Raw genomic sequence first — 17,062 nt, 5'->3', positions numbered from 1 at the left:
GCAATGAGGGCGGATGAACGATTTCCTGCCGCGCCTGCCGACCTTTTGGGCCGAGTTCTCCCCCGTCCTCGAACCCCTCGCGAAGGTGCTCGGTGCGATCGCCGTGGCGGTTGTTGCCCATGCGGCGATCTTCAGCGTGCTGCAACGCCGGCTCCTGCTGCAAGATACGATCGTCGCGCGGTTCCTTCGTCGCGCCCGGCGTCCCCTGCGGCTTGCCCTGTCGCTTCTGGCCATCGCGCTCGTTACGCAAGGCTTGACCTTTCCCGACCGGCTGGCGTCCTTCCTCAGCCACGGCGTGTTGATCGCGATCATCGTGCTCGTGGGCTGGAGCGTGCTGGTGGTCATGGACCTCCTGACCGAGCGTTCGCTGCGGCATCACCGGCTCGACACGGCCGACAACCTGATGGCGCGGAAGTTCCTGACGCAGGTCCGCATCCTGCGGCAGGCGGTGACGATCGTGACGGTGCTTCTAACGGTGGCCGCGGTGCTGATGACCTTCGAGGGAGTGCGCCGCTACGGCGTGTCGCTCTTCGCTTCGGCCGGTGCCGCGGGGCTCGTAGTGGGACTGGCCGCCCGGCCCGTCCTGTCGAACCTGATCGCCGGCATCCAGATCGCGCTGACCCAGCCGATCCGGATCGACGACGTGGTGGTGGTCGAGGGCGAATGGGGCTGGATCGAGGAAATCTTCGCCACCTTCGTCGTGGTCCGCATCTGGGACTGGCGCCGGCTCGTGGTGCCGCTCAGCTATTTCATCGAGCAGCCGTTCCAGAACTGGACCCGGCAGAACGCGACGATCATGGGCTCCGTCTTCTGGTACGTCGACTACACGATGCCGGTCGAGGAGATGCGCACGGAGGTCGAGCGCATCATTCGTGCGAGTTCGCGATGGGACGGCAAGGTCGCGAACCTTCAGGTGGTCGAGACCGACAAGACGGTGATGCAGCTCCGCGCGTTGATGTCCTCGCACGATTCGCCGACGAACTGGGATCTCCGCTGCGAGGTGCGCGAGAAGGTCATCGCCTGGATGCAGGCGACGCATCCGGCAGCTCTGCCGCGGCTGCGGGCCGAGATGGTGCTGGAGAATGGCTGGTCCATGTGCGGCCACCCTTCGGACGCCCCGCCGCGACCGGTCGGGTCGGCCTGACGCGTCGGGCGGTTGCCCGGGCGGGGCGCCGCGGCTCAAAAACCTTGCGGGGCGCTTTCACGGTCGACCCGGGCGCGCAGATCCTGGAGCACGGCCACCCGGATAGCCGAGGCCAGGCCCGCGCTGACGCCCCGGTCCCGGTCGATCCGCGCGGCGAGGGCATTGACCGAAAGGCCCTTGGATTTCGCAATGTTCTGGAACTCGCACCAGAAGGCGTCCTCCAGCGAGACCGAGGTCCGGTGGCCGTGCAGGGTCAGGGAGCGCTTGCGGGGCCGCAGGTCGGTCATGCGATGTCGGGTCCGTCATCCTCCGGCAGCCCGTCGTTTTCCGGGGGGTCGTCGCGGCGATGGGCCTCGAGGTCGCGGCGGACCTTCGCGTTCTCCGCCTCGGTCCGGGATCGTTCCGCCTTTGGCTGACCGTGCTTCGCCGCGTTGGCATCCGCTTCCGCCCGCTTCGCGTCACGCGCGCGGGCCTTGCGGATGCGCGAAAGGCTGATGACCTTGCCGCCCGTTCCGTCCCCGCGCGCGTTCGACGTCATGCGTTCAGTCCTTCGGCCCGATCATGTCCTCCGGTCGGACGACCCGGTCGAACGTTTCAGCGTCGACGAGGCCGAGGCCGATCGCCTCTTCCCGGAGGGTCGTGCCGTTGCGGTGCGCGGTCTTCGCCACCTTCGTCGCGTTGTCGTAGCCGATCGTGGGGGCAAGCGCGGTGACCAGCATCAGGCTCTCCTTCATCAGCTTTTCGATCCGCTCCACGTTTGCCTGCGTGCCCGCGACCATGTTGTCGGTGAAGCTCGACGCGGCATCGCCCAGAAGCTGCATGGATTGCAGGACGTTGTAGCTCATCATCGGGTTGTAGACGTTGAGCTCGAAATGCCCCTGGCTGCCGGCGAAGCCTACGGCGGCGTCGTTGCCCATGACCTGCGCGCAGACCATCGTCAGCGCTTCGGCCTGTGTCGGATTCACCTTGCCCGGCATGATCGAGGAGCCGGGTTCGTTCTCCGGCAAGATCAGCTCGCCCAGCCCCGAGCGCGGCCCCGACCCCAGGAACCGCATGTCGTTGGCGATCTTGAAGAGGCTCGCCGCGACGGTCTTCAGCGCGCCCGAGAACATGACCATCGCGTCATGCGCGGCCAGTGCCTCGAACTTGTTGGGTGCGGTGACGAAGGGCAGGCCGGTGATCTCCGCGATCTCGGTCGCGACCTTCTCGGCGAAGCCCTTCCGTGTGTTGAGACCCGTGCCGACCGCCGTGCCGCCCTGCGCCAGTTCGTAGATGTCCGGCAGGCAGGCCTCGACCCGCTCGATTCCCTTGGCGACCTGATGGGCGTAGCCGCCAAACTCCTGACCGAGGGTCAGCGGCGTCGCGTCCTGCGTATGGGTCCGGCCGATCTTGATGATGTCCGCGAACTCCCCGGCCTTGGCGGCGAGCGCGTCGTGCAGCTTGCGCAGACCCGGCAGAAGGATGTCGCGGGCGGTCATCCCGATCGCCACATGCATGGCCGTCGGGAACGTGTCGTTGGACGACTGGCCCATATTGCAATGGTCGTTCGGGTGGACGGGGCTCTTCGAGCCGATCTCGCCGTTCAGGATCTCGATGGCGCGGTTCGCGATCACCTCGTTGGCGTTCATGTTCGATTGCGTGCCCGACCCGGTTTGCCAGACGACGAGGGGGAAGTTGTCGTCGAAGCGGCCGTCCACGACCTCCTGCGCGGCCTGCTCGATGGCCTGCGCGAGATCGGCGTCGAGATCGCCGAAATCGAGGTTCACCCGCGCCGCGGCGAGTTTGATGACGCCGAGCGCGCGGACGATGGCGACGGGCTGCCTTTCCCAACCGATCGGGAAGTTCCGGATCGACCGCTGCGTCTGCGCGCCCCAGTACTTGGCGGCGGGCACCTCGAGGGGGCCGAAGCTGTCGGTTTCGGTTCGGGTCTCGGTCATCGTGGTGGCTCCGTCGGTCGCGCGTCGCGCCGGCCGCGCGCCGCTGGAATGGAAGATCAGGTCAGGCGATCCGCGTCATTTGCGGAACCGGTCGAGGCGCACGATCTCGGCGTCTTGATGCGGCGCGTCGTCGTCCTCGATCTCCTCGAAGGGCGCTTCCTCGTCGTGTCCGTCAGGGTCGTCGTCGGGATCGCCCGTGCGATGCTCGAACCGGAAGCCGAACTCGACGGACGGATCGACGAAAGTCTTCATCGCGCCCCAGGGCACGGTGATCGGCTCGGGATTGTCGCCGAAATTCAGCACCACGGAAAAGCCGTCGTCGCGCACGTCGAGCGCGTCGAACCAGTGCTGGAGCACGATGGTCATGTCGTCGGGATACCGTTCGCGCAGCCAATCCGCGATCTCCACTCCGGGATGGGTCGTATCGAAGGAGATGAAGAAATGATGTTCCCCCGGCAGGCCGGTCTCGGCAACGCGCCGCAGGACCCGCGCGATCAGGTCGCGCATCGCGTCGTGCATCATCGTGCCGTAGTCGATCGTATCGGATGTGTCGGCCATTGCTTCCGAGCCTCACGTTTGCGTCATGGTAGACCAGACGGCCCCGGGGGCGGCAAGGGGGCAGCGCCACTCCGCCAACGCGATGCGCACTCCGCCCCGGCGCCTTCGCCCCCGATCCGGCCCTGTGACCGGTCTAGTAGGGCAGGGGATTGCCGCGGTTGATCGCGTCGATGGCGGAGACGACCTCTTCGGACAGCACCATGTCCTGTGCCGCCAACCCATGCGCGAGCTGGTCGGCGGTGGTCGCGCCGAGGATGGCCGAGCAGGCGAAGGGCCGGGTCTGCAGCCAGGCCAGCGCCATGTGGACCGGATCGATCCCGTGCGCCATCGCGAGTTCGAGGTAGATGCCGGTGATCGGCTCCACCCGCTCCGACCAGCGGCCGCCCATCCCCTCGTTGATCGACCGGCGCGAACCTTCGGGCAGCGCTCCGTTCTGGTACTTGCCCGTCGCGATCCCCGCCGCGAGGGGCGAAAAGGCAAGCATGGTGACGTTCTCGTAGACCATCATCTCGGTCAGGTCGGTGTCGGCGAGCCGGAAAAGGAGCGAATACTCGTTCTGGATCGAGACCGGCCGCGCAGGGCCGTCGCCGGCCGCGTCCCGTCCGGAGAGACGCAACCACTGATCCATGCCCCAGGTCGATTCGTTGGAGGTGCCGAAGGCCCGGATCGTTCCCCGCTCGATCTCGCGCTCCAACGCGCCGACGCAATCGGCCATGTCCTGTAGGATCGCGTCGCGCCGACCCTCCGGGCGGTAGTTCCAGTACTTGCGGAACTGGAAGCTGCCCCGGTTGGGCCAGTGGAACTGGTAGAGGTCGATCGTCTCGACCCGCAGGCGCGTCAGCGAGGCCTCGATCGCGCGCGGGATGCTCGCGGAGGTGATCGGCGCACCGTCATGCGCGAGCCCGCCCTTGCCCGCATGCTTGGTGGCGATGCGGATGCGATCCGCGTTTCCCTTGGCGACCCAGTTGCCGATGATCGTCTCGGTGTCGCCGACCGTTTCCGCGCGAACCGGGTTCACGGGATACATCTCCGCCGTGTCGAGCCAGGTCACGCCGGCCTCGATCGCCATGTCGAGCTGCCGGTGGGCGTCCGCCTCGCCGGTCTGCCGGCCCCAGGTCATGGTGCCGAGCATGATCTCGGAAATGGTGTCGTGTCGGCCGAGCGGTACGGTGCGCATGAAGTCTCCTAGAGGTCGAGGTCGAGCCAGACCGGAACGTGGTCGGACGGTTTTTCCCGCCCGCGCATTTCGGTCTGGATCGTGCAGTCCCGCATTCGGTCCGCGATGGCGGGCGAGAGCAGGAAATGGTCGATGCGGATCCCGTTGCCGCGATCCCAGGCGCCGCCCTGGTAGTCCCAGAAGCTGTAATGGCCGGGGGCGGGCGTGCGGGCGCGGAACGCTTCCGTCAGACCGAGGTTCAGAAGCCGGCGCCACGCCGTCCTCGTCGCGGGCAGGCCGAGCGCGTCGGTCTCCCAGATTTCGGGTCGCGTCGCGTCGCGCGCGTCGGGGATGACGTTGAAATCGCCGGTCATCAGGAACGGGATCTCGGCGGCGAGCAGGTTCCGCGCCCGCGCCTCCAGTCGTGCCATCCATGCGAGCTTGTAGTCGTATTTCGGCCCCGGCGCCGGATTACCGTTGGGCAGGTAGAGCCCGCAGACGCGCACGGCACCCGCATCGCCGATCACCGTGCCCTCGATGTAGCGGGCCTGCTCGTCCGCATCGTCGCCGGGCAGGCCGCGCGTCACGTCCTCCAGCGGCGTCTTCGACAGGAGCGCTACGCCGTTGAATCCCTTCTGGCCGTGGACATGCAGCTCGTAGCCGGCATCCTCCACCATCTCGTGCGGAAAGACGGCGTCGGCAGACTTGATTTCCTGCAGGACCGCGACGTCGGGCGCGTCCTCGCGCAGCCACGCCGACACCGTCTCGTAGCGGGCCTTGATCCCGTTGATGTTGTAGGTCGCGATCTTCATGGGCCTCGCGTCTTTGCTTTGGAAATATCTCGGGGGCGCGCGGAGCGCGTGGGGCAGCGCCCCCGCCTCAGCCGCCGATGAACCGTTCCGCCCGTTTTCTGGCCAGCACCGAGCGCAGGTCGTGCATCGCCAGGAGCAGCCGGTCGGTCACGGCGTCGAGCTCCTCCGGCGTCGCGCGCGCCTGCGCCCATTGCGCCGCGAGGTTCAACCCCTCGATCAGCTCGCCCAGCCCCGACATCTCGCGCCGGGCCAGTTCGGCGTTCCGCTCGGCGATCCAGTTTTCCATGGCCGCACGGTCGCCTTCCGCGAGTTCGCCGCCGCCCTGCGGCCGGATCTCGCCGTTGCGGACATTGACCGACGCGATGGGCACGAGCTCGAGCCGCCGCTCCCGGTTCTGCGTCTCGACGCGGAAAACCAGCGCGCCGTTCTCTTTGACGCGGAAGTAAAGCGGCGGCAGCGCGCCCGTGGCGGTCACGAAAGGCCCTCGCAGAAGCGCCGGATCCGCGTGCAGGCCTCGCGCAGCGCGTCCTCGCCGGTGGCGTAGCTGACGCGGAAATACGGGCTCAGGCCGAACGCCGCGCCGAAGACCACGGCCACGTTCTCATCCTCGAGGAGCGCGGTCGCGAAGGCCTCGTCATCGACGATCTCCGCCCCGCCGCGGCTCGTCTTGCCGATGCAGCCGGCGATCGAGGGATAGACGTAGAACGCCCCCTCGGGCTTCGGACAGTCGATGCCCGGGCAGCTGTTCAGCCCCTCCACCACAAGATCGCGCCGCCCGCGGAAGAGCGTCTGATTGGGGCGGATGAAGTCCTGCGTCCCGTCGAGCGCCTCGAGCGCGGCGTACTGGCTGACCGAGCAGGGATTGGAGGTGGATTGCGACTGCACCTTGCGCATCGCCGCGATCAGCTCCTCCGGCCCGGCCGCGTAGCCGATCCGCCAGCCGGTCATCGCATAAGCCTTGGACACGCCGTTCACCGTGAGCGTGCGGTCGTAGAGCGCGGGCTCCACCTGCGCGGGCGTGGCGAAGACGAAGTTGTCGAAAACCAGATGCTCATACATGTCGTCGGAGAGCACCCAGACATGCGGGTGCCGCAGGAGCACGTCGGTCAGGCGCTTAAGCTCCTCGGCCGAATAGGCCGCGCCGGTCGGGTTCGAGGGGGAATTGAACACGAACCACTTGGTCCGCTCCGTGATCGCCGCCTCCAGCGCCTCGGGCGTGAGCTTGAAGCCTGTCTCGATCCCCGCTTCCGCGATCACCGCCTCGCCGCCCGCGAGGCGGACCATGTCGGGATAGCTCACCCAGTAGGGCGCGGGGATGACGACCTCGTCGCCCGGATTGAGCGTCGCGACGAACGCGTTGTAGAGGACCTGCTTGCCGCCGGTGCCGACGGTGACCTGCGACGGAGCGTAGTCGAGCCCGTTGTCGCGCCGGAACTTGGCGCAGATCGCCTTCTTCAGCTCGGGGATGCCGTCGACGGCCGTGTATTTGGTATGTCCCGCCTCGATCGCGCGGATCGCCGCGGCCTTGATGTTCTTGGGCGTGTCGAAATCCGGCTCGCCCGCGCCCAGGCCGATCACGTCGCGGCCTTCCGCCTTCAGCTCGCGCGCCTTGTTCGTCACCGCGATTGTCGGCGACGGCGTGACTCGGGACAATGTGTCGGAAAGGAACGCCATGAGGTCGGAACTCCGGGTTGGCACGGGATCGGCCCCGTCCTAGGTTGCGCGACACCGGCATTCAAGGAGCCTCGCGATGGACGAGACGACCGAGACCGCAGATTGGTACGATCCGGCTGCGACGACCTTCGGCGACCGCCTGACCGGCGCGCGCGAGGCGGCGGGTCTCGACGTGGAGGGACTGGCCGAGCGGCTCGGCGTCAAGGTCAAGACCATCCGCGCCTGGGAGGGCGACCGGACCGAGCCGCGGGCCAACCGGGTCTCCATGCTGGCGGGTATCCTCAACGTGTCGCTCGTCTGGCTGATGACCGGCGTCGGCAAGGGACCGGTCACCACGGACGCGCCGCGCGACGGTGAGATGCTGGAGGAGGTCGGGCGTCTCGCGCGGGAGGCGGCGGGCCTGACCGACCGTCTGCATCTCTTGGAATCCCGGCTTCGGGCCCGGCTCGAGGTGGAACGGTGAGCGAAACCGGGATACGTCGCAAAAGGCTGCGGATCCGCGCCTGGCGCCGCGGCATCAAGGAGATGGACCTGATCCTCGGCGGTTACGCGGACGACCGGCTCGCCGCCATGGACGAGGACGAGATCGCGACCTTCGAGGCCGCCCTGGACGAGAACGACCACGACCTTTTCGCCTGGGTCACCGGGCAGGCCGCCCCGCCGGCGCGCTTCGCCCCGCTTGTCGCGGAGCTGTCCGTCCGCGATCCCGGCCGGGCCCGCTGATCTCGATCGATATCTCGACGAAGCTGTCGCAAGTTCGTTCTTCGTTTAACGAAATATCAGCATGTTGAAGCTTTATTCCGCGCAGTGACATCGCGAGAATTAGGGCAAGCCATGAGCCGACTGGAAAACATTCAACCCCGGAATGAGCCGGACTTCATGTCCGGCTATCTCGACGCGCTGACGCTGGTCGAGCGTCTGCACCGCCTCCTTCTGGACGTCATCAAGGACGAGTTCGAGCGTCTCGGCATCCTTGAGGTCAACGCCGTACAGGGCCTGCTGCTCTTCAACATCGGCGAGAACGAGGTGACCGCGGGCGAACTGAAGTCGCGCGGCTACTACCAGGGCTCCAACGTGAGCTACAATCTCAAGAAGCTCGTCGAGATGGGCTACATGCACCATCAGCGCTGCGAGATCGACCGGCGCGCGGTCCGCGTCCGTCTGACCGCCAAGGGCCGGGAGGTCCGCGATGCGATCGAGAGCCTGTTCGCTCGCCATGCCGACGGCATCCGCCATACCGGCGTCCTGTCCGACGCGGGCCTCGTCGAGATCGTTTCCACGCTGCGCCGCGTGGAGCGCTACTGGTCCGATCAGATCCGCTACATCTACTGATTGCGCCGGGCGGGTTTTGCCGCCCGGTCCCACGGATGCGAGGCAGAATGCCCCGTCTTCCCGCCGGTGAAACCGGCTTGCTTCCCGATCTTTCCGCTCATAGAAACGCCACCGATTCAACCTCGCCTTCCCGGCGGGGCGTTTGCATATGCAACCAGGTCCCGCGGGGCCCGGATTCGGAACGCGGAAGGAACATCCCATGCTGGTCACCGAGACCCTGAACGAAGGCCTCAAGCGCGGCTACACCATCACGGTGCCCGCCGCCGATCTCGATACGAAGGTCAACGAAAAGCTGACCGAGGCCCGGCCGACGATCGAAATGAAGGGCTTCCGCAAGGGCAAGGTGCCGATGCCGCTCCTGAAAAAGCAGTTCGGCCAGCGCCTGATGGGCGAAGCCATGCAGGAGGCCATCGATGGCGCGATGGGCAAGCATTTCGAGAACTCGGGCGACCGGCCGGCGATCCAGCCCAAGGTCGAGATGGCCAACCAGGACTGGAAGGAAGGCGACGACGTCGAGGTCACCCTGAGCTACGAGGCGCTGCCGACGGTGCCCGACGTGGACTTCTCCGGCGTCGCGATCGAGAAGCTCTCGGTCGAGCCGGCCGAGGCCGACATCGACGAAGCGCTGCAGAGCCTTGCCAAGAACGCGCAGACCTTCGAGGCGAAGGACGGCGCGGCCGAGAACGGCGATCAGGTCGTCTTCGATTTCGTCGGCAAGGTCGACGGCGAGCCCTTCGACGGCGGCTCCGCCGAGGATTATCCGCTCGTGCTCGGCTCGGGCAGCTTCATTCCGGGCTTCGAGGAGCAGCTCGTCGGCGTCTCGAAGGGCGAGGAAAAGCAGGTCGAGGTAAGCTTCCCGGCCGAGTACCAGGCGCCGCATCTTGCTGGCAAGGCGGCGACCTTCGACTGCACCGTCAAGGAGGTGAAGAAGCCGGCCGAGGCCGAGATCAACGACGAACTCGCCAAGCAGTTCGGCGCCGACAGCCTCGACGCGCTGAAAACCCAGATCTCCGATCGTCTGAAGAGCGAATACGACAGCGCCGCCCGTCAGGTGGTGAAGCGTCAGCTCCTCGATCAACTCGACGAGCTCGTGACCTTCGAGCTGCCGTCCTCGCTCGTGGATGCCGAGGCGCAGCAGATCGCGCATCAGCTCTGGCACGAGGAGAACCCGGACGTTCAGGGCCACGACCATCCGAAGATCGAGCCGAACGACGATCATCGCAAGCTGGCCGAGCGCCGGGTGCGGCTCGGCCTGCTTCTGGCCGAGCTTGGCCAGAAGGAGGGGGTCCAGGTCTCCGACGCGGAAATGACGCAGGCGATCATGACCCAGGCGCGTCAGTATCCGGGGCAGGAGCGCGAGTTCTTCGAGTTCATTCAGAAGAACCAGCAGGCCCAGCAGCAGCTTCGCGCGCCGCTCTTCGAGGACAAGGTGATCGACCTGATCTTGGAGCGCGCTGCCGTAACGGAGAAGACCGTCACCAAGGAAGAGCTTCAGACCGAGGTCGAGAAGCTCGAAGAGGTCTGATCGGCGTTACATTTGAAACACGGAAAGGGCGCCGCCGGGGCTTCCTTTTTCGTTCATCGCTTCGGTCCGGCGCGGACCGAACCTGGATCAGGTTGTTGCTCTCGAAACCGCTGATCACGCGGGAGGTATCGTCGTCCTGCATTTCCACATCGCCGCCGGGGCTTTGATCGTGGAACAGACGCTCCTCCTCGACGACATGGCCCTCCTTCGTCGAAGGGCTCACGAACAACGCCGCCGGGATAAGCGAGCCGATCAAAGTGGCCCACTTCAGTCCGCGAAGGTCTCGCCGGATGTGAAGGCCGTGCCGCCCGGAGCGGTCACGGGATCACGGAAACAGATTGGCTGCTCCATGCCCTCCTTCGCAGCGTCATCGGAGCCGACCGACTGCCCCGGATATCGCTTGCCGCACGTGATCGCCGGCCAGCCGAGGTTCGGACCCCCTCCGGCCGTTTCGGCTCGTCGCCGCCCTTCGGCCCGTGCTCGATCACCCGGAGCGTGCCGTCCGCATCCAGCCCGGCGTTTTGAATGTGGCGACGGGCGCAGCATCAAATCGTGTCGACCGCGTTCTCCTCAACTACGAACGGAGGCAAGGAAGCGTCGGCGGTCGAGGATCATCGGGGGCTCTGCAGAGGTATGGATAGGTCGCGCAGATATCCGCTTCGCCGGCGGATGCACGACGGAGCACGGCAGCGTGGAACGGTCGGCGGCTTCGTCCGTTGGTCCGCTGACTTCAGCCGACGGAGAGAACGAGATGTCCATCAAGGAAATGATCGCCGAGCATCCCGACGTGGCCGGCCACGATAACGAGGTTCTGGGCCAGGCCGTGCGCCACGCGATGTACTGCGCGGCGATCTGCAACTCCTGCGCCGATGCCTGCGCCGCGGAGCCGGACGTGGCCGAGCGGGTCGATTGTATCCGCAAGTGTAACGACTGCTCGGACATCTGCGAGGCGACTTACCGCGTCGCGACGCGTCGGACGGGCAGCAATGAGGCGCTTCTGCGGGCGACGCTCGAACTTTGCATTCAGGCCTGCGAGACCTGCGCGGAAATGTGCGAGATGCACGACGACGCCCATTGCCGGCGCTGCGCGACGATGTGCCGGGAATGCGCCGAGGATTGCCGCAAGGCCGCAGCGAATTTGTGACCGTGAGCGAGGCGCAGCGCAGGCGCATGCCGGAACGAGAAAGGGCCGCCCGATAGGGCGGCCCTTCGCATGTCAGTCAGGACCGGATCAGCTCGGCTGTTCCTCGCCCCCGGTGTCGCTTTCGGGCGTGGAGACGGGGCCGCTGCGGTCCTCGCCGTATTCGTCCGCCGCGCCGCCGATATCGTCGAACAGCTCGGAGATCTCGAACTCCGCCGCGGCCTCTTCCTCGGCGGCGAGGTCCCGGATGGACTTGCCCGACGCCTGAAGCTCGGCCTCCTCGGGGGAGCGCGCCACGTTCAGCTCGATCTCGACCTCGACCTCGGGGTGCAGGCGCACCGTAACCGTGTGCAGGCCAAGATACTTGATCGGCTGCTGCAGCGCGACCTGACCGCGATTCACGGTGTAGCCCGCCTCGGTCGCCGCCTCGGCCGCGTCGCGCGTGGTGACGGAGCCGTAGAGCGCGCCGGAATCGGAAGCCTGACGGATGATGACGAACTGCTCGCCGTTCAGGCGGGCGGCCATCGCGTCGGCCTCCTTCTTGGTCTCGAGGTTCTCGGCCTGGAGTTGCGCCTTGCGGCCCTCGAACGCCTTCACGTTGGCGTCCGACGCGGTAAGCGCCTTGCCCTGCGGCAGCAGGAAATTGCGGGCGTAGCCGGACTTGACGTCGACGACCTCGCCCATCTGGCCCAGCTTGGCCACGCGTTCCAGAAGGATCACTTGCATGTCGATCTCCTCACTTCACGGCGTAGGGCAGCAGCGCCAGGAACCGCGCGCGCTTGATCGCACGGGCGAGGCGGCGCTGGTTCTTGGCGGAGACGGCGGTGATGCGCGACGGGACGATCTTGCCGCGCTCGCTGACGTAACGCTGCAGCAGGCGGGTGTCCTTGTAGTCGATCTTGGGCGCGTTCGGGCCCTCGAACGGATCGGTCTTGCGACGGCGGAAGAAAGGTTTGGCAGCCATGTCTCGCTCTCCTTACCGGCGCTCGCGGCGGGTATCCCGCTCGTCGCGCTTCTGCATCTGGACCGAGGGACCTTCCTCGTGGGCGTCGACCTTCACGGTCAGCACGCGCATGACGTCGTCGTGCAGCCGCGCGAGACGCTCCATCTCGTGCACCGCGTCCGAGGGGGCGTCGGTGCGCAGGAAGGCGTAGTGCCCCTTGCGGTTCTTGTTGATCTTGTAGGCCATCGTCTTGACGCCCCAGTACTCGCTGTCGACGACGGTGCCGCCGTTGTCCGCGAGGACGGTGCTGAAATGTTCGACGAGGCCCTCGGCCTGCGCGGTGGACAGATCCTGCCGCGAAATCATCACATGCTCGTAGAGCGGCATGTTCACTCCTGTCTTGTCGGCGCGTGTTTCATAGTCCGGGGCGCATGGCCCGCCACCCGGACACGAGAGACCACGCGGAATGGGCGCATGGCGGGTGGGCCGCGTATAGCGACGCCGACGCGGCGCGCAAGGGGGCATCGATGTGACGTAAGAGGTGACGACATCTGCCACCGGTGACCTCACCTTGGACGAGAGGTTGTCCTCGACGCGAAGCTGACCCACTCCGGTCAGTATCCGCCAGACAAGAAGTCGTGGCAGGGCTTCGATGTGGATCTCGATACGGAAATCGCCTCCAGCGGGATCGAGGTGACGATTTCTATCGAAGCGATGCAGGCCGAGGCCTGAATGCGGGTGCGCGAACGAAAAAGGGAGGGCTGAGGCCCTCCCGATCCGTCTGCCAACGGAAAGCTTAGTCGAACCAGCTCTCGTCCACGGAGGGCAGCTCCTCCAGTTCCTCTTCGCTGAGCCGGGTGATGTAGCTGTAAGTCTGCTCGTCGACCGCTTCAAGCCGCAGATCTTCCGTCGGCACCATCACGTGCTTGTCGCCGATATCCAGGAAACCGCCGACTTCGGCGACGATCCCGATCATCTGACCGCTCTGGTCGAGCACGATATCCTCGATCTCACCGATTTGCCTGTAATCGGTGCCGTAGGCGTAGTTCGTATAGCCGTACGCGTCCCGGTTGGTCGTATCCGCCCAGGTGGTATCGTCGTAACGATCCGCGATCGAATAGACCGGTCCCCCCGTGATGTCGCGCGTCCGGATCAGGTCGGACATGTCGGCCATCGCGTCCTGCGCGAGCGCGGCCAAGGGCGCGCCGGTGGCGAGGGCGGCGGCGAGGGCGGTCGTTGCAAGTGGCTTCATCATTGCGTGGGCTCCATCTCGTTTCATTCTACGGTGTCGACGCATAGGTTCGGACGAAGTTCCATGTGGTTACCGCCGATCCGCAGCCGTACGAAGTCGGACGGGCCGACTTTCGGCGGAGCCGCCCCGCCCTCCGGGCCGCGTCGGAGGAACGCTGCGCCGTCGCGCGGGATCGGCCTGTTGCATCGACCTCAGAAGAACGCCTGCAACCCCGTCTGTGCGCGGCCGAGGATCAGGGCGTGAACGTCGTGCGTCCCCTCGTAGGTGTTCACCGTCTCGAGGTTCATCATGTGACGGATCACCGGGTATTCCTCGGAGATGCCGTTGCCGCCGTGCATGTCGCGCGCCAGCCGCGCCACGTCGAGGGCCTTGCCGCAATTGTTGCGCTTGATCATGGAGATCAGCTCCGGCGCCGCGCGGCCCTGATCCATCAGCCGGCCGGCCTGCAACGCGCCTTGCAGACCGAAGGCGATCTCGGTCTGCATGTCGGCGAGCTTCTTCTGGAAAAGCTGCGTCTGCGCCAGCGGCCGGCCGAACTGCTTGCGGTCGAGCCCGTATTGCCGCGCCGCGTGCCAGCAGGTCTCCGCCGCGCCCATCACGCCCCAGGCGATGCCGTAGCGCGCCCGGTTGAGGCAGCCGAAGGGCCCTTTCAGCCCCTGCACGCCCGGCAGAAGCGCATCCTCGCCGACCTCCACGCCGTCCATGACGATCTCGCCCGTGGTCGAGGCGCGGAGGCTCTGCTTGCCCTTGATCCGGGGCGCGCTGAGTCCCGCGGTGTCCTTTTCGAGCACGAAGCCGCGGATCTTCCCGTCATGCGCGTCGGACTTGGCCCAGACGACGAAGACGTCGGCGAAGGGCGCGTTCGAGATCCACATCTTCGCGCCGTCGATCCGGTATCCGCCGTCGGTCGGAACCGCACGCGTCTTCATGCCGGCCGGGTCGGAGCCGGCATCGGGTTCGGTCAGGCCGAAGCACCCGATGAGGTCGCCCGCCGCGAGGCCGGGAAGGTATTTCCGCCGCTGCTCCTCGGAGCCATAGGCGTGGATCGGGTACATCACGAGGGAGGATTGCACCGACATCATCGATCGATAGCCGGAATCGACCCGCTCGATCTCGCGCGCCACGAGGCCGTAGGTCACGTAGTCGGAGCCGAGTCCGCCGTATTCCTCCGGGATGGTCACACCGAGAAGTCCGGCCGCGCCCATCTTTGCGAAGAGTTCCGGCGCGTCGAGTTCGTCGCGGTAGGCGTCCCGGACCACGGGGGCGAGCTCGGCTTGTGCGAAGGCGTTCGCCGCGTCGCGCAGCATCCGCTCCTCCTCGCTAAGCTGGTCCTCCAGCCGGAACGGGTCGGCCCAGTCGAACGATCCCAGATCGGGCCCGCGTCCCTCGGTTGGCGTGTCCTTCATGTCGTGTTCCTCCGTTTGGTCATAGATACGCCGCCCGACGCGCGACGGCAACGCGGCTTGACCGCACGGGGCCGCTCATGCCCCATGCGCCGATGAAGACGATCGACGACGTGCAGAGACGGCTCGCGGAACAGGACTACGTTTGCGGGCGGGCGCTGGCGACGGTGGTGTTCCTCGCCATCGCGCTCGACCGGCCGCTTTTCCTCGAGGGCGAGGCGGGGACCGGCAAGACCGAAATCGCCAAGGCGCTCGCCGCGACGCTCGGGCGGCGGCTGATCCGGCTGCAATGCTACGAGGGGCTCGACGCGCATTCGGCGGTCTACGAATGGAACTTTGCCGCGCAGATGGTGGCGATCCGTTCGGCGGAGGCCGCGGGGACCACGCCGCCGGATCTGTTTTCCGACGACTTCCTGATCGCCCGCCCGCTTCTGGAGGCGATGCGGCCGCAGCCGGGCGGGCCGCCGGTCCTGCTCATCGACGAGATCGACCGCACCGATGCGCCGTTCGAGGCGTTCCTGCTCGAGGCGCTGTCGGATTTTCAGGTCACGATTCCGGAGACCGGAACGGTGAAGGCGCCGGCGCCGCCGCTCGTGATCCTGACGTCGAACCGGACGCGGGAAGTGCATGACGCATTGAAAAGACGGTGTCTTTACCATTGGGTCGATTACCCGGACCATGCCCGCGAGATGCAGATCCTCGCCGCGCGGGCGCCCGAGGCGGCCGAGCGGTTGAGCCGCGAGGTCGTGGCCTTCGTGCAGCGCCTCCGGGGCGAGGATCTGTTCAAGCGGCCCGGCGTGGCGGAGACGATCGACTGGGCCAAGTGCCTGCTGGCGCTCGATGTGATCGACCTTTCGCCCGCGGTGATCGCCGACACGCTCGGCGCGCTCCTGAAGTATCAGGACGACATCCAGCGCCTTCAGGGCTCGGAGGCGAAGCGCATCCTCGACGAGATTCGCGCCGAAATCGCCTGATCGGGGCGTGTTACGGCTGTGTTATGGCTGTGTTACCGCTGTGGCACGGGCGTGGGACGACGTGTCCGGCCGGATGTCCCCGCGCCGCGCGAGAAAGGCCGAGACGCGCGGCAGCCCCGCTTCGAGCGCGTCGGGGTCGTTGGCGAAACCGATGCGGACATGCCCCTCCATCCCCATCGCCGAGCCGGGCGTGAAGAGCACGCCTTCCTCCGCCAGCAGGTCGAGGCAGAAGCGCTCGGACGGCACGTCGAGATCGTAGGCCACGAGGGCCGTCGTGCCCGCGCGCGGACGCACCCAGTCGAGCCGCGGCTCGGCCGCGATCCAGGCGTCGATCCGGTCGAGGTTGGCCCGCGTGATGCGCCGGGAGCGGTCGAGCACGCGGTCGGCGCTTTCGAGCGCGAGCGCGGCGAGGTGATCGTCGATCAGGCCGACCGAGATCGTGTTGTAGTCGCGGTGCCGCGACACGGCGGCGAGCACCTCCTCCGGCGCCACGACCCAGCCGAGCCGGAGCCCGGCCAGCGCGAAGGCCTTCGACATGCCGGCGGTCGAGATGCCCCGCTCGTAGAGATCCGAGACCGAGGGGCCGATGGCGTCGTCGTCCTGCGCCGTGCCGCGATAGACCTCGTCCACGAGGACCCAGGCATTCGCCGTCCGCGCGATCCCCGCGATGCGCTCCAGCCCCGTCCGGTCGATCAGCGCGCCGGTCGGGTTGTTCGGGTTGGTCAGCGCGACCATGCGCGTCTCCGGCGTCACCGCGCGGGCGAGGGCGTCCATGTCGGGCAGCCAGTTATCCTCGGCACGGAGCGGAAAGCGGACGACCTCGGCCCCGAGGCTTTCGGGGATCGAGACGTGCTGCTGATAGGTCGGCACAAGGCTCACGACCCTGTCGCCCGGCCCGACCATCGCCTGCCAGACGAGCGCGTTGGCGCCCGCCGTGCCGTGGGCGACGACGACGTCCCGCCGGGTGGCGGTCTCGTAGAGCGCGGCGATCGCGTCGCGCAGGCGGTCGGATCCCTCGATCGCGCCGTAGGTCAGCTTGCGTGGCAGGAGTTCGGCCAGCGCATCGGCGTTCCGTCCGGAGAGTCGTAACAGCTCGTCCAGCGTCAGGCTCGACACGCAGGTTTCGGCGAGGTTGAAGGCGCAGTGGTTCTCGTGCGCGTTCATCCACATCTCGACCGCGAACGGCTCGATCTCCATGGCAGGCTCCTCCC

At 66.9% G+C, this 17,062-nt stretch carries 22 protein-coding genes; 7 read left to right on the top strand and 15 right to left on the bottom strand.

Translation table 11 applies throughout. The features are described from left to right. Positions 1 to 13: 13 nt before the first annotated feature. Entirely contained in the window at positions 14 to 1,144 is a 1,131-nt protein-coding gene (locus Q1B08_RS05330) for a mechanosensitive ion channel family protein (protein WP_299815864.1), read from the top strand. Between the two features lie 35 nt (positions 1,145 to 1,179). On the opposite strand, the gene Q1B08_RS05325 is transcribed toward Q1B08_RS05330, so the two are convergent. The 8 genes from Q1B08_RS05325 to Q1B08_RS05290 all read right to left on the bottom strand — a co-directional run bounded on the left by Q1B08_RS05325 (position 1,180) and on the right by Q1B08_RS05290 (position 7,281). Beyond that, positions 1,180 to 1,431 (bottom strand): ribbon-helix-helix domain-containing protein, encoded by a 252-nt coding sequence (locus Q1B08_RS05325; protein WP_299815862.1) that lies wholly within the window; start codon positions 1,429 to 1,431, stop codon positions 1,180 to 1,182. Then, positions 1,428 to 1,682 carry a DUF4169 family protein gene (locus tag Q1B08_RS05320; protein ID WP_299815860.1) on the bottom strand — a complete coding sequence of 85 codons (255 nt, stop codon included), beginning with the start codon at positions 1,680 to 1,682 and terminating at the stop codon, positions 1,428 to 1,430. Before Q1B08_RS05320 ends, Q1B08_RS05325 begins: the two co-directional genes overlap by 4 nt. Before the next feature lie 4 nt (positions 1,683 to 1,686). After that, the gene (gene fumC, locus Q1B08_RS05315) at positions 1,687 to 3,081 is read right to left on the bottom strand and encodes a class II fumarate hydratase (protein WP_299815858.1); all 1,395 of its coding nucleotides are present in this window, start codon (positions 3,079 to 3,081) and stop codon (positions 1,687 to 1,689) included. A gap of 75 nt (positions 3,082 to 3,156) precedes the next feature. Then, positions 3,157 to 3,639, bottom strand: coding sequence for a ClpXP protease specificity-enhancing factor SspB (locus tag Q1B08_RS05310; protein ID WP_299815856.1), 483 nt, complete (start codon positions 3,637 to 3,639; stop codon positions 3,157 to 3,159). Between the two features lie 133 nt (positions 3,640 to 3,772). Continuing rightward, entirely contained in the window at positions 3,773 to 4,816 is a 1,044-nt protein-coding gene (locus tag Q1B08_RS05305) for an aldo/keto reductase (protein WP_299815853.1), read from the bottom strand. Between the two features lie 8 nt (positions 4,817 to 4,824). Further along, the gene (xth, locus tag Q1B08_RS05300; RefSeq protein ID WP_299815850.1) at positions 4,825 to 5,607 is read right to left on the bottom strand and encodes an exodeoxyribonuclease III; all 783 of its coding nucleotides are present in this window, start codon (positions 5,605 to 5,607) and stop codon (positions 4,825 to 4,827) included. Positions 5,608 to 5,674: 67 nt separating this feature from the next. Further along, positions 5,675 to 6,082 (bottom strand): hypothetical protein, encoded by a 408-nt coding sequence (locus tag Q1B08_RS05295; RefSeq protein WP_299815847.1) that lies wholly within the window; start codon positions 6,080 to 6,082, stop codon positions 5,675 to 5,677. Continuing rightward, complete coding sequence (locus Q1B08_RS05290; protein ID WP_299815845.1) at positions 6,079 to 7,281, bottom strand: pyridoxal phosphate-dependent aminotransferase; 1,203 nt, start codon at positions 7,279 to 7,281, stop codon at positions 6,079 to 6,081. Before Q1B08_RS05290 ends, Q1B08_RS05295 begins: the two co-directional genes overlap by 4 nt. A gap of 76 nt (positions 7,282 to 7,357) precedes the next feature. Between Q1B08_RS05290 and Q1B08_RS05285 the strand changes: the two genes are divergently transcribed. The 4 genes from Q1B08_RS05285 to tig all read left to right on the top strand — a co-directional run bounded on the left by Q1B08_RS05285 (position 7,358) and on the right by tig (position 10,138). Next, complete coding sequence (locus tag Q1B08_RS05285) at positions 7,358 to 7,744, top strand: helix-turn-helix transcriptional regulator (RefSeq protein ID WP_299815842.1); 387 nt, start codon at positions 7,358 to 7,360, stop codon at positions 7,742 to 7,744. Then, complete coding sequence (locus tag Q1B08_RS05280; RefSeq protein WP_299815839.1) at positions 7,741 to 8,004, top strand: succinate dehydrogenase assembly factor 2; 264 nt, start codon at positions 7,741 to 7,743, stop codon at positions 8,002 to 8,004. Before Q1B08_RS05285 ends, Q1B08_RS05280 begins: the two co-directional genes overlap by 4 nt. 111 nt (positions 8,005 to 8,115) lie before the next feature. Beyond that, on the top strand, positions 8,116 to 8,613 hold the full coding sequence (locus Q1B08_RS05275; protein WP_299815835.1) for a winged helix DNA-binding protein: 498 nt from the start codon (positions 8,116 to 8,118) through the stop codon (positions 8,611 to 8,613). Positions 8,614 to 8,812: 199 nt separating this feature from the next. Beyond that, the gene (tig, locus tag Q1B08_RS05270; protein ID WP_299815832.1) at positions 8,813 to 10,138 is read left to right on the top strand and encodes a trigger factor; all 1,326 of its coding nucleotides are present in this window, start codon (positions 8,813 to 8,815) and stop codon (positions 10,136 to 10,138) included. Between the two features lie 267 nt (positions 10,139 to 10,405). On the opposite strand, the gene Q1B08_RS22000 is transcribed toward tig, so the two are convergent. Beyond that, positions 10,406 to 10,684, bottom strand: coding sequence for a PQQ-dependent sugar dehydrogenase (locus tag Q1B08_RS22000; protein WP_366139977.1), 279 nt, complete (start codon positions 10,682 to 10,684; stop codon positions 10,406 to 10,408). A 205-nt stretch (positions 10,685 to 10,889) separates the two neighbouring features. Here Q1B08_RS22000 and Q1B08_RS05265 point away from each other — a divergent pair, with 205 nt between their 5' ends. Further along, the gene (locus tag Q1B08_RS05265) at positions 10,890 to 11,282 is read left to right on the top strand and encodes a four-helix bundle copper-binding protein (RefSeq protein ID WP_299815829.1); all 393 of its coding nucleotides are present in this window, start codon (positions 10,890 to 10,892) and stop codon (positions 11,280 to 11,282) included. Positions 11,283 to 11,369: 87 nt separating this feature from the next. On the opposite strand, the gene rplI is transcribed toward Q1B08_RS05265, so the two are convergent. From rplI to Q1B08_RS05240, 5 genes are all read right to left on the bottom strand, one after another. Continuing rightward, complete coding sequence (gene rplI, locus Q1B08_RS05260; RefSeq protein WP_299815826.1) at positions 11,370 to 12,005, bottom strand: 50S ribosomal protein L9; 636 nt, start codon at positions 12,003 to 12,005, stop codon at positions 11,370 to 11,372. A 10-nt stretch (positions 12,006 to 12,015) separates the two neighbouring features. After that, a complete protein-coding gene (rpsR, locus tag Q1B08_RS05255; protein WP_299815823.1) occupies positions 12,016 to 12,243 on the bottom strand; it encodes a 30S ribosomal protein S18 in 228 nt (75 codons plus the stop codon). Between the two features lie 12 nt (positions 12,244 to 12,255). After that, positions 12,256 to 12,609: a 30S ribosomal protein S6 gene (gene rpsF, locus Q1B08_RS05250; RefSeq protein WP_299815820.1), complete on the bottom strand. Its 354-nt coding sequence runs from the start codon at positions 12,607 to 12,609 to the stop codon at positions 12,256 to 12,258. A gap of 409 nt (positions 12,610 to 13,018) precedes the next feature. After that, complete coding sequence (locus tag Q1B08_RS05245) at positions 13,019 to 13,474, bottom strand: PRC-barrel domain-containing protein (RefSeq protein WP_299815817.1); 456 nt, start codon at positions 13,472 to 13,474, stop codon at positions 13,019 to 13,021. Positions 13,475 to 13,665: 191 nt separating this feature from the next. Beyond that, positions 13,666 to 14,880: an acyl-CoA dehydrogenase gene (locus tag Q1B08_RS05240; protein WP_299815814.1), complete on the bottom strand. Its 1,215-nt coding sequence runs from the start codon at positions 14,878 to 14,880 to the stop codon at positions 13,666 to 13,668. A gap of 77 nt (positions 14,881 to 14,957) precedes the next feature. Between Q1B08_RS05240 and Q1B08_RS05235 the strand changes: the two genes are divergently transcribed. Beyond that, positions 14,958 to 15,851: a MoxR family ATPase gene (locus Q1B08_RS05235; protein WP_299815808.1), complete on the top strand. Its 894-nt coding sequence runs from the start codon at positions 14,958 to 14,960 to the stop codon at positions 15,849 to 15,851. A 21-nt stretch (positions 15,852 to 15,872) separates the two neighbouring features. On the opposite strand, the gene Q1B08_RS05230 is transcribed toward Q1B08_RS05235, so the two are convergent. Continuing rightward, entirely contained in the window at positions 15,873 to 17,048 is a 1,176-nt protein-coding gene (locus tag Q1B08_RS05230) for an aminotransferase (protein ID WP_299815805.1), read from the bottom strand. Positions 17,049 to 17,062 lie beyond the last annotated feature (14 nt).

It is taken from the genome of uncultured Jannaschia sp. (assembly GCF_947494025.1).
Taxonomy (GTDB): domain Bacteria; phylum Pseudomonadota; class Alphaproteobacteria; order Rhodobacterales; family Rhodobacteraceae; genus Jannaschia.
The sequence above is the reverse complement of the archived record's forward strand: the minus strand, read 5'-3'. Positions and strand labels throughout refer to the sequence as shown.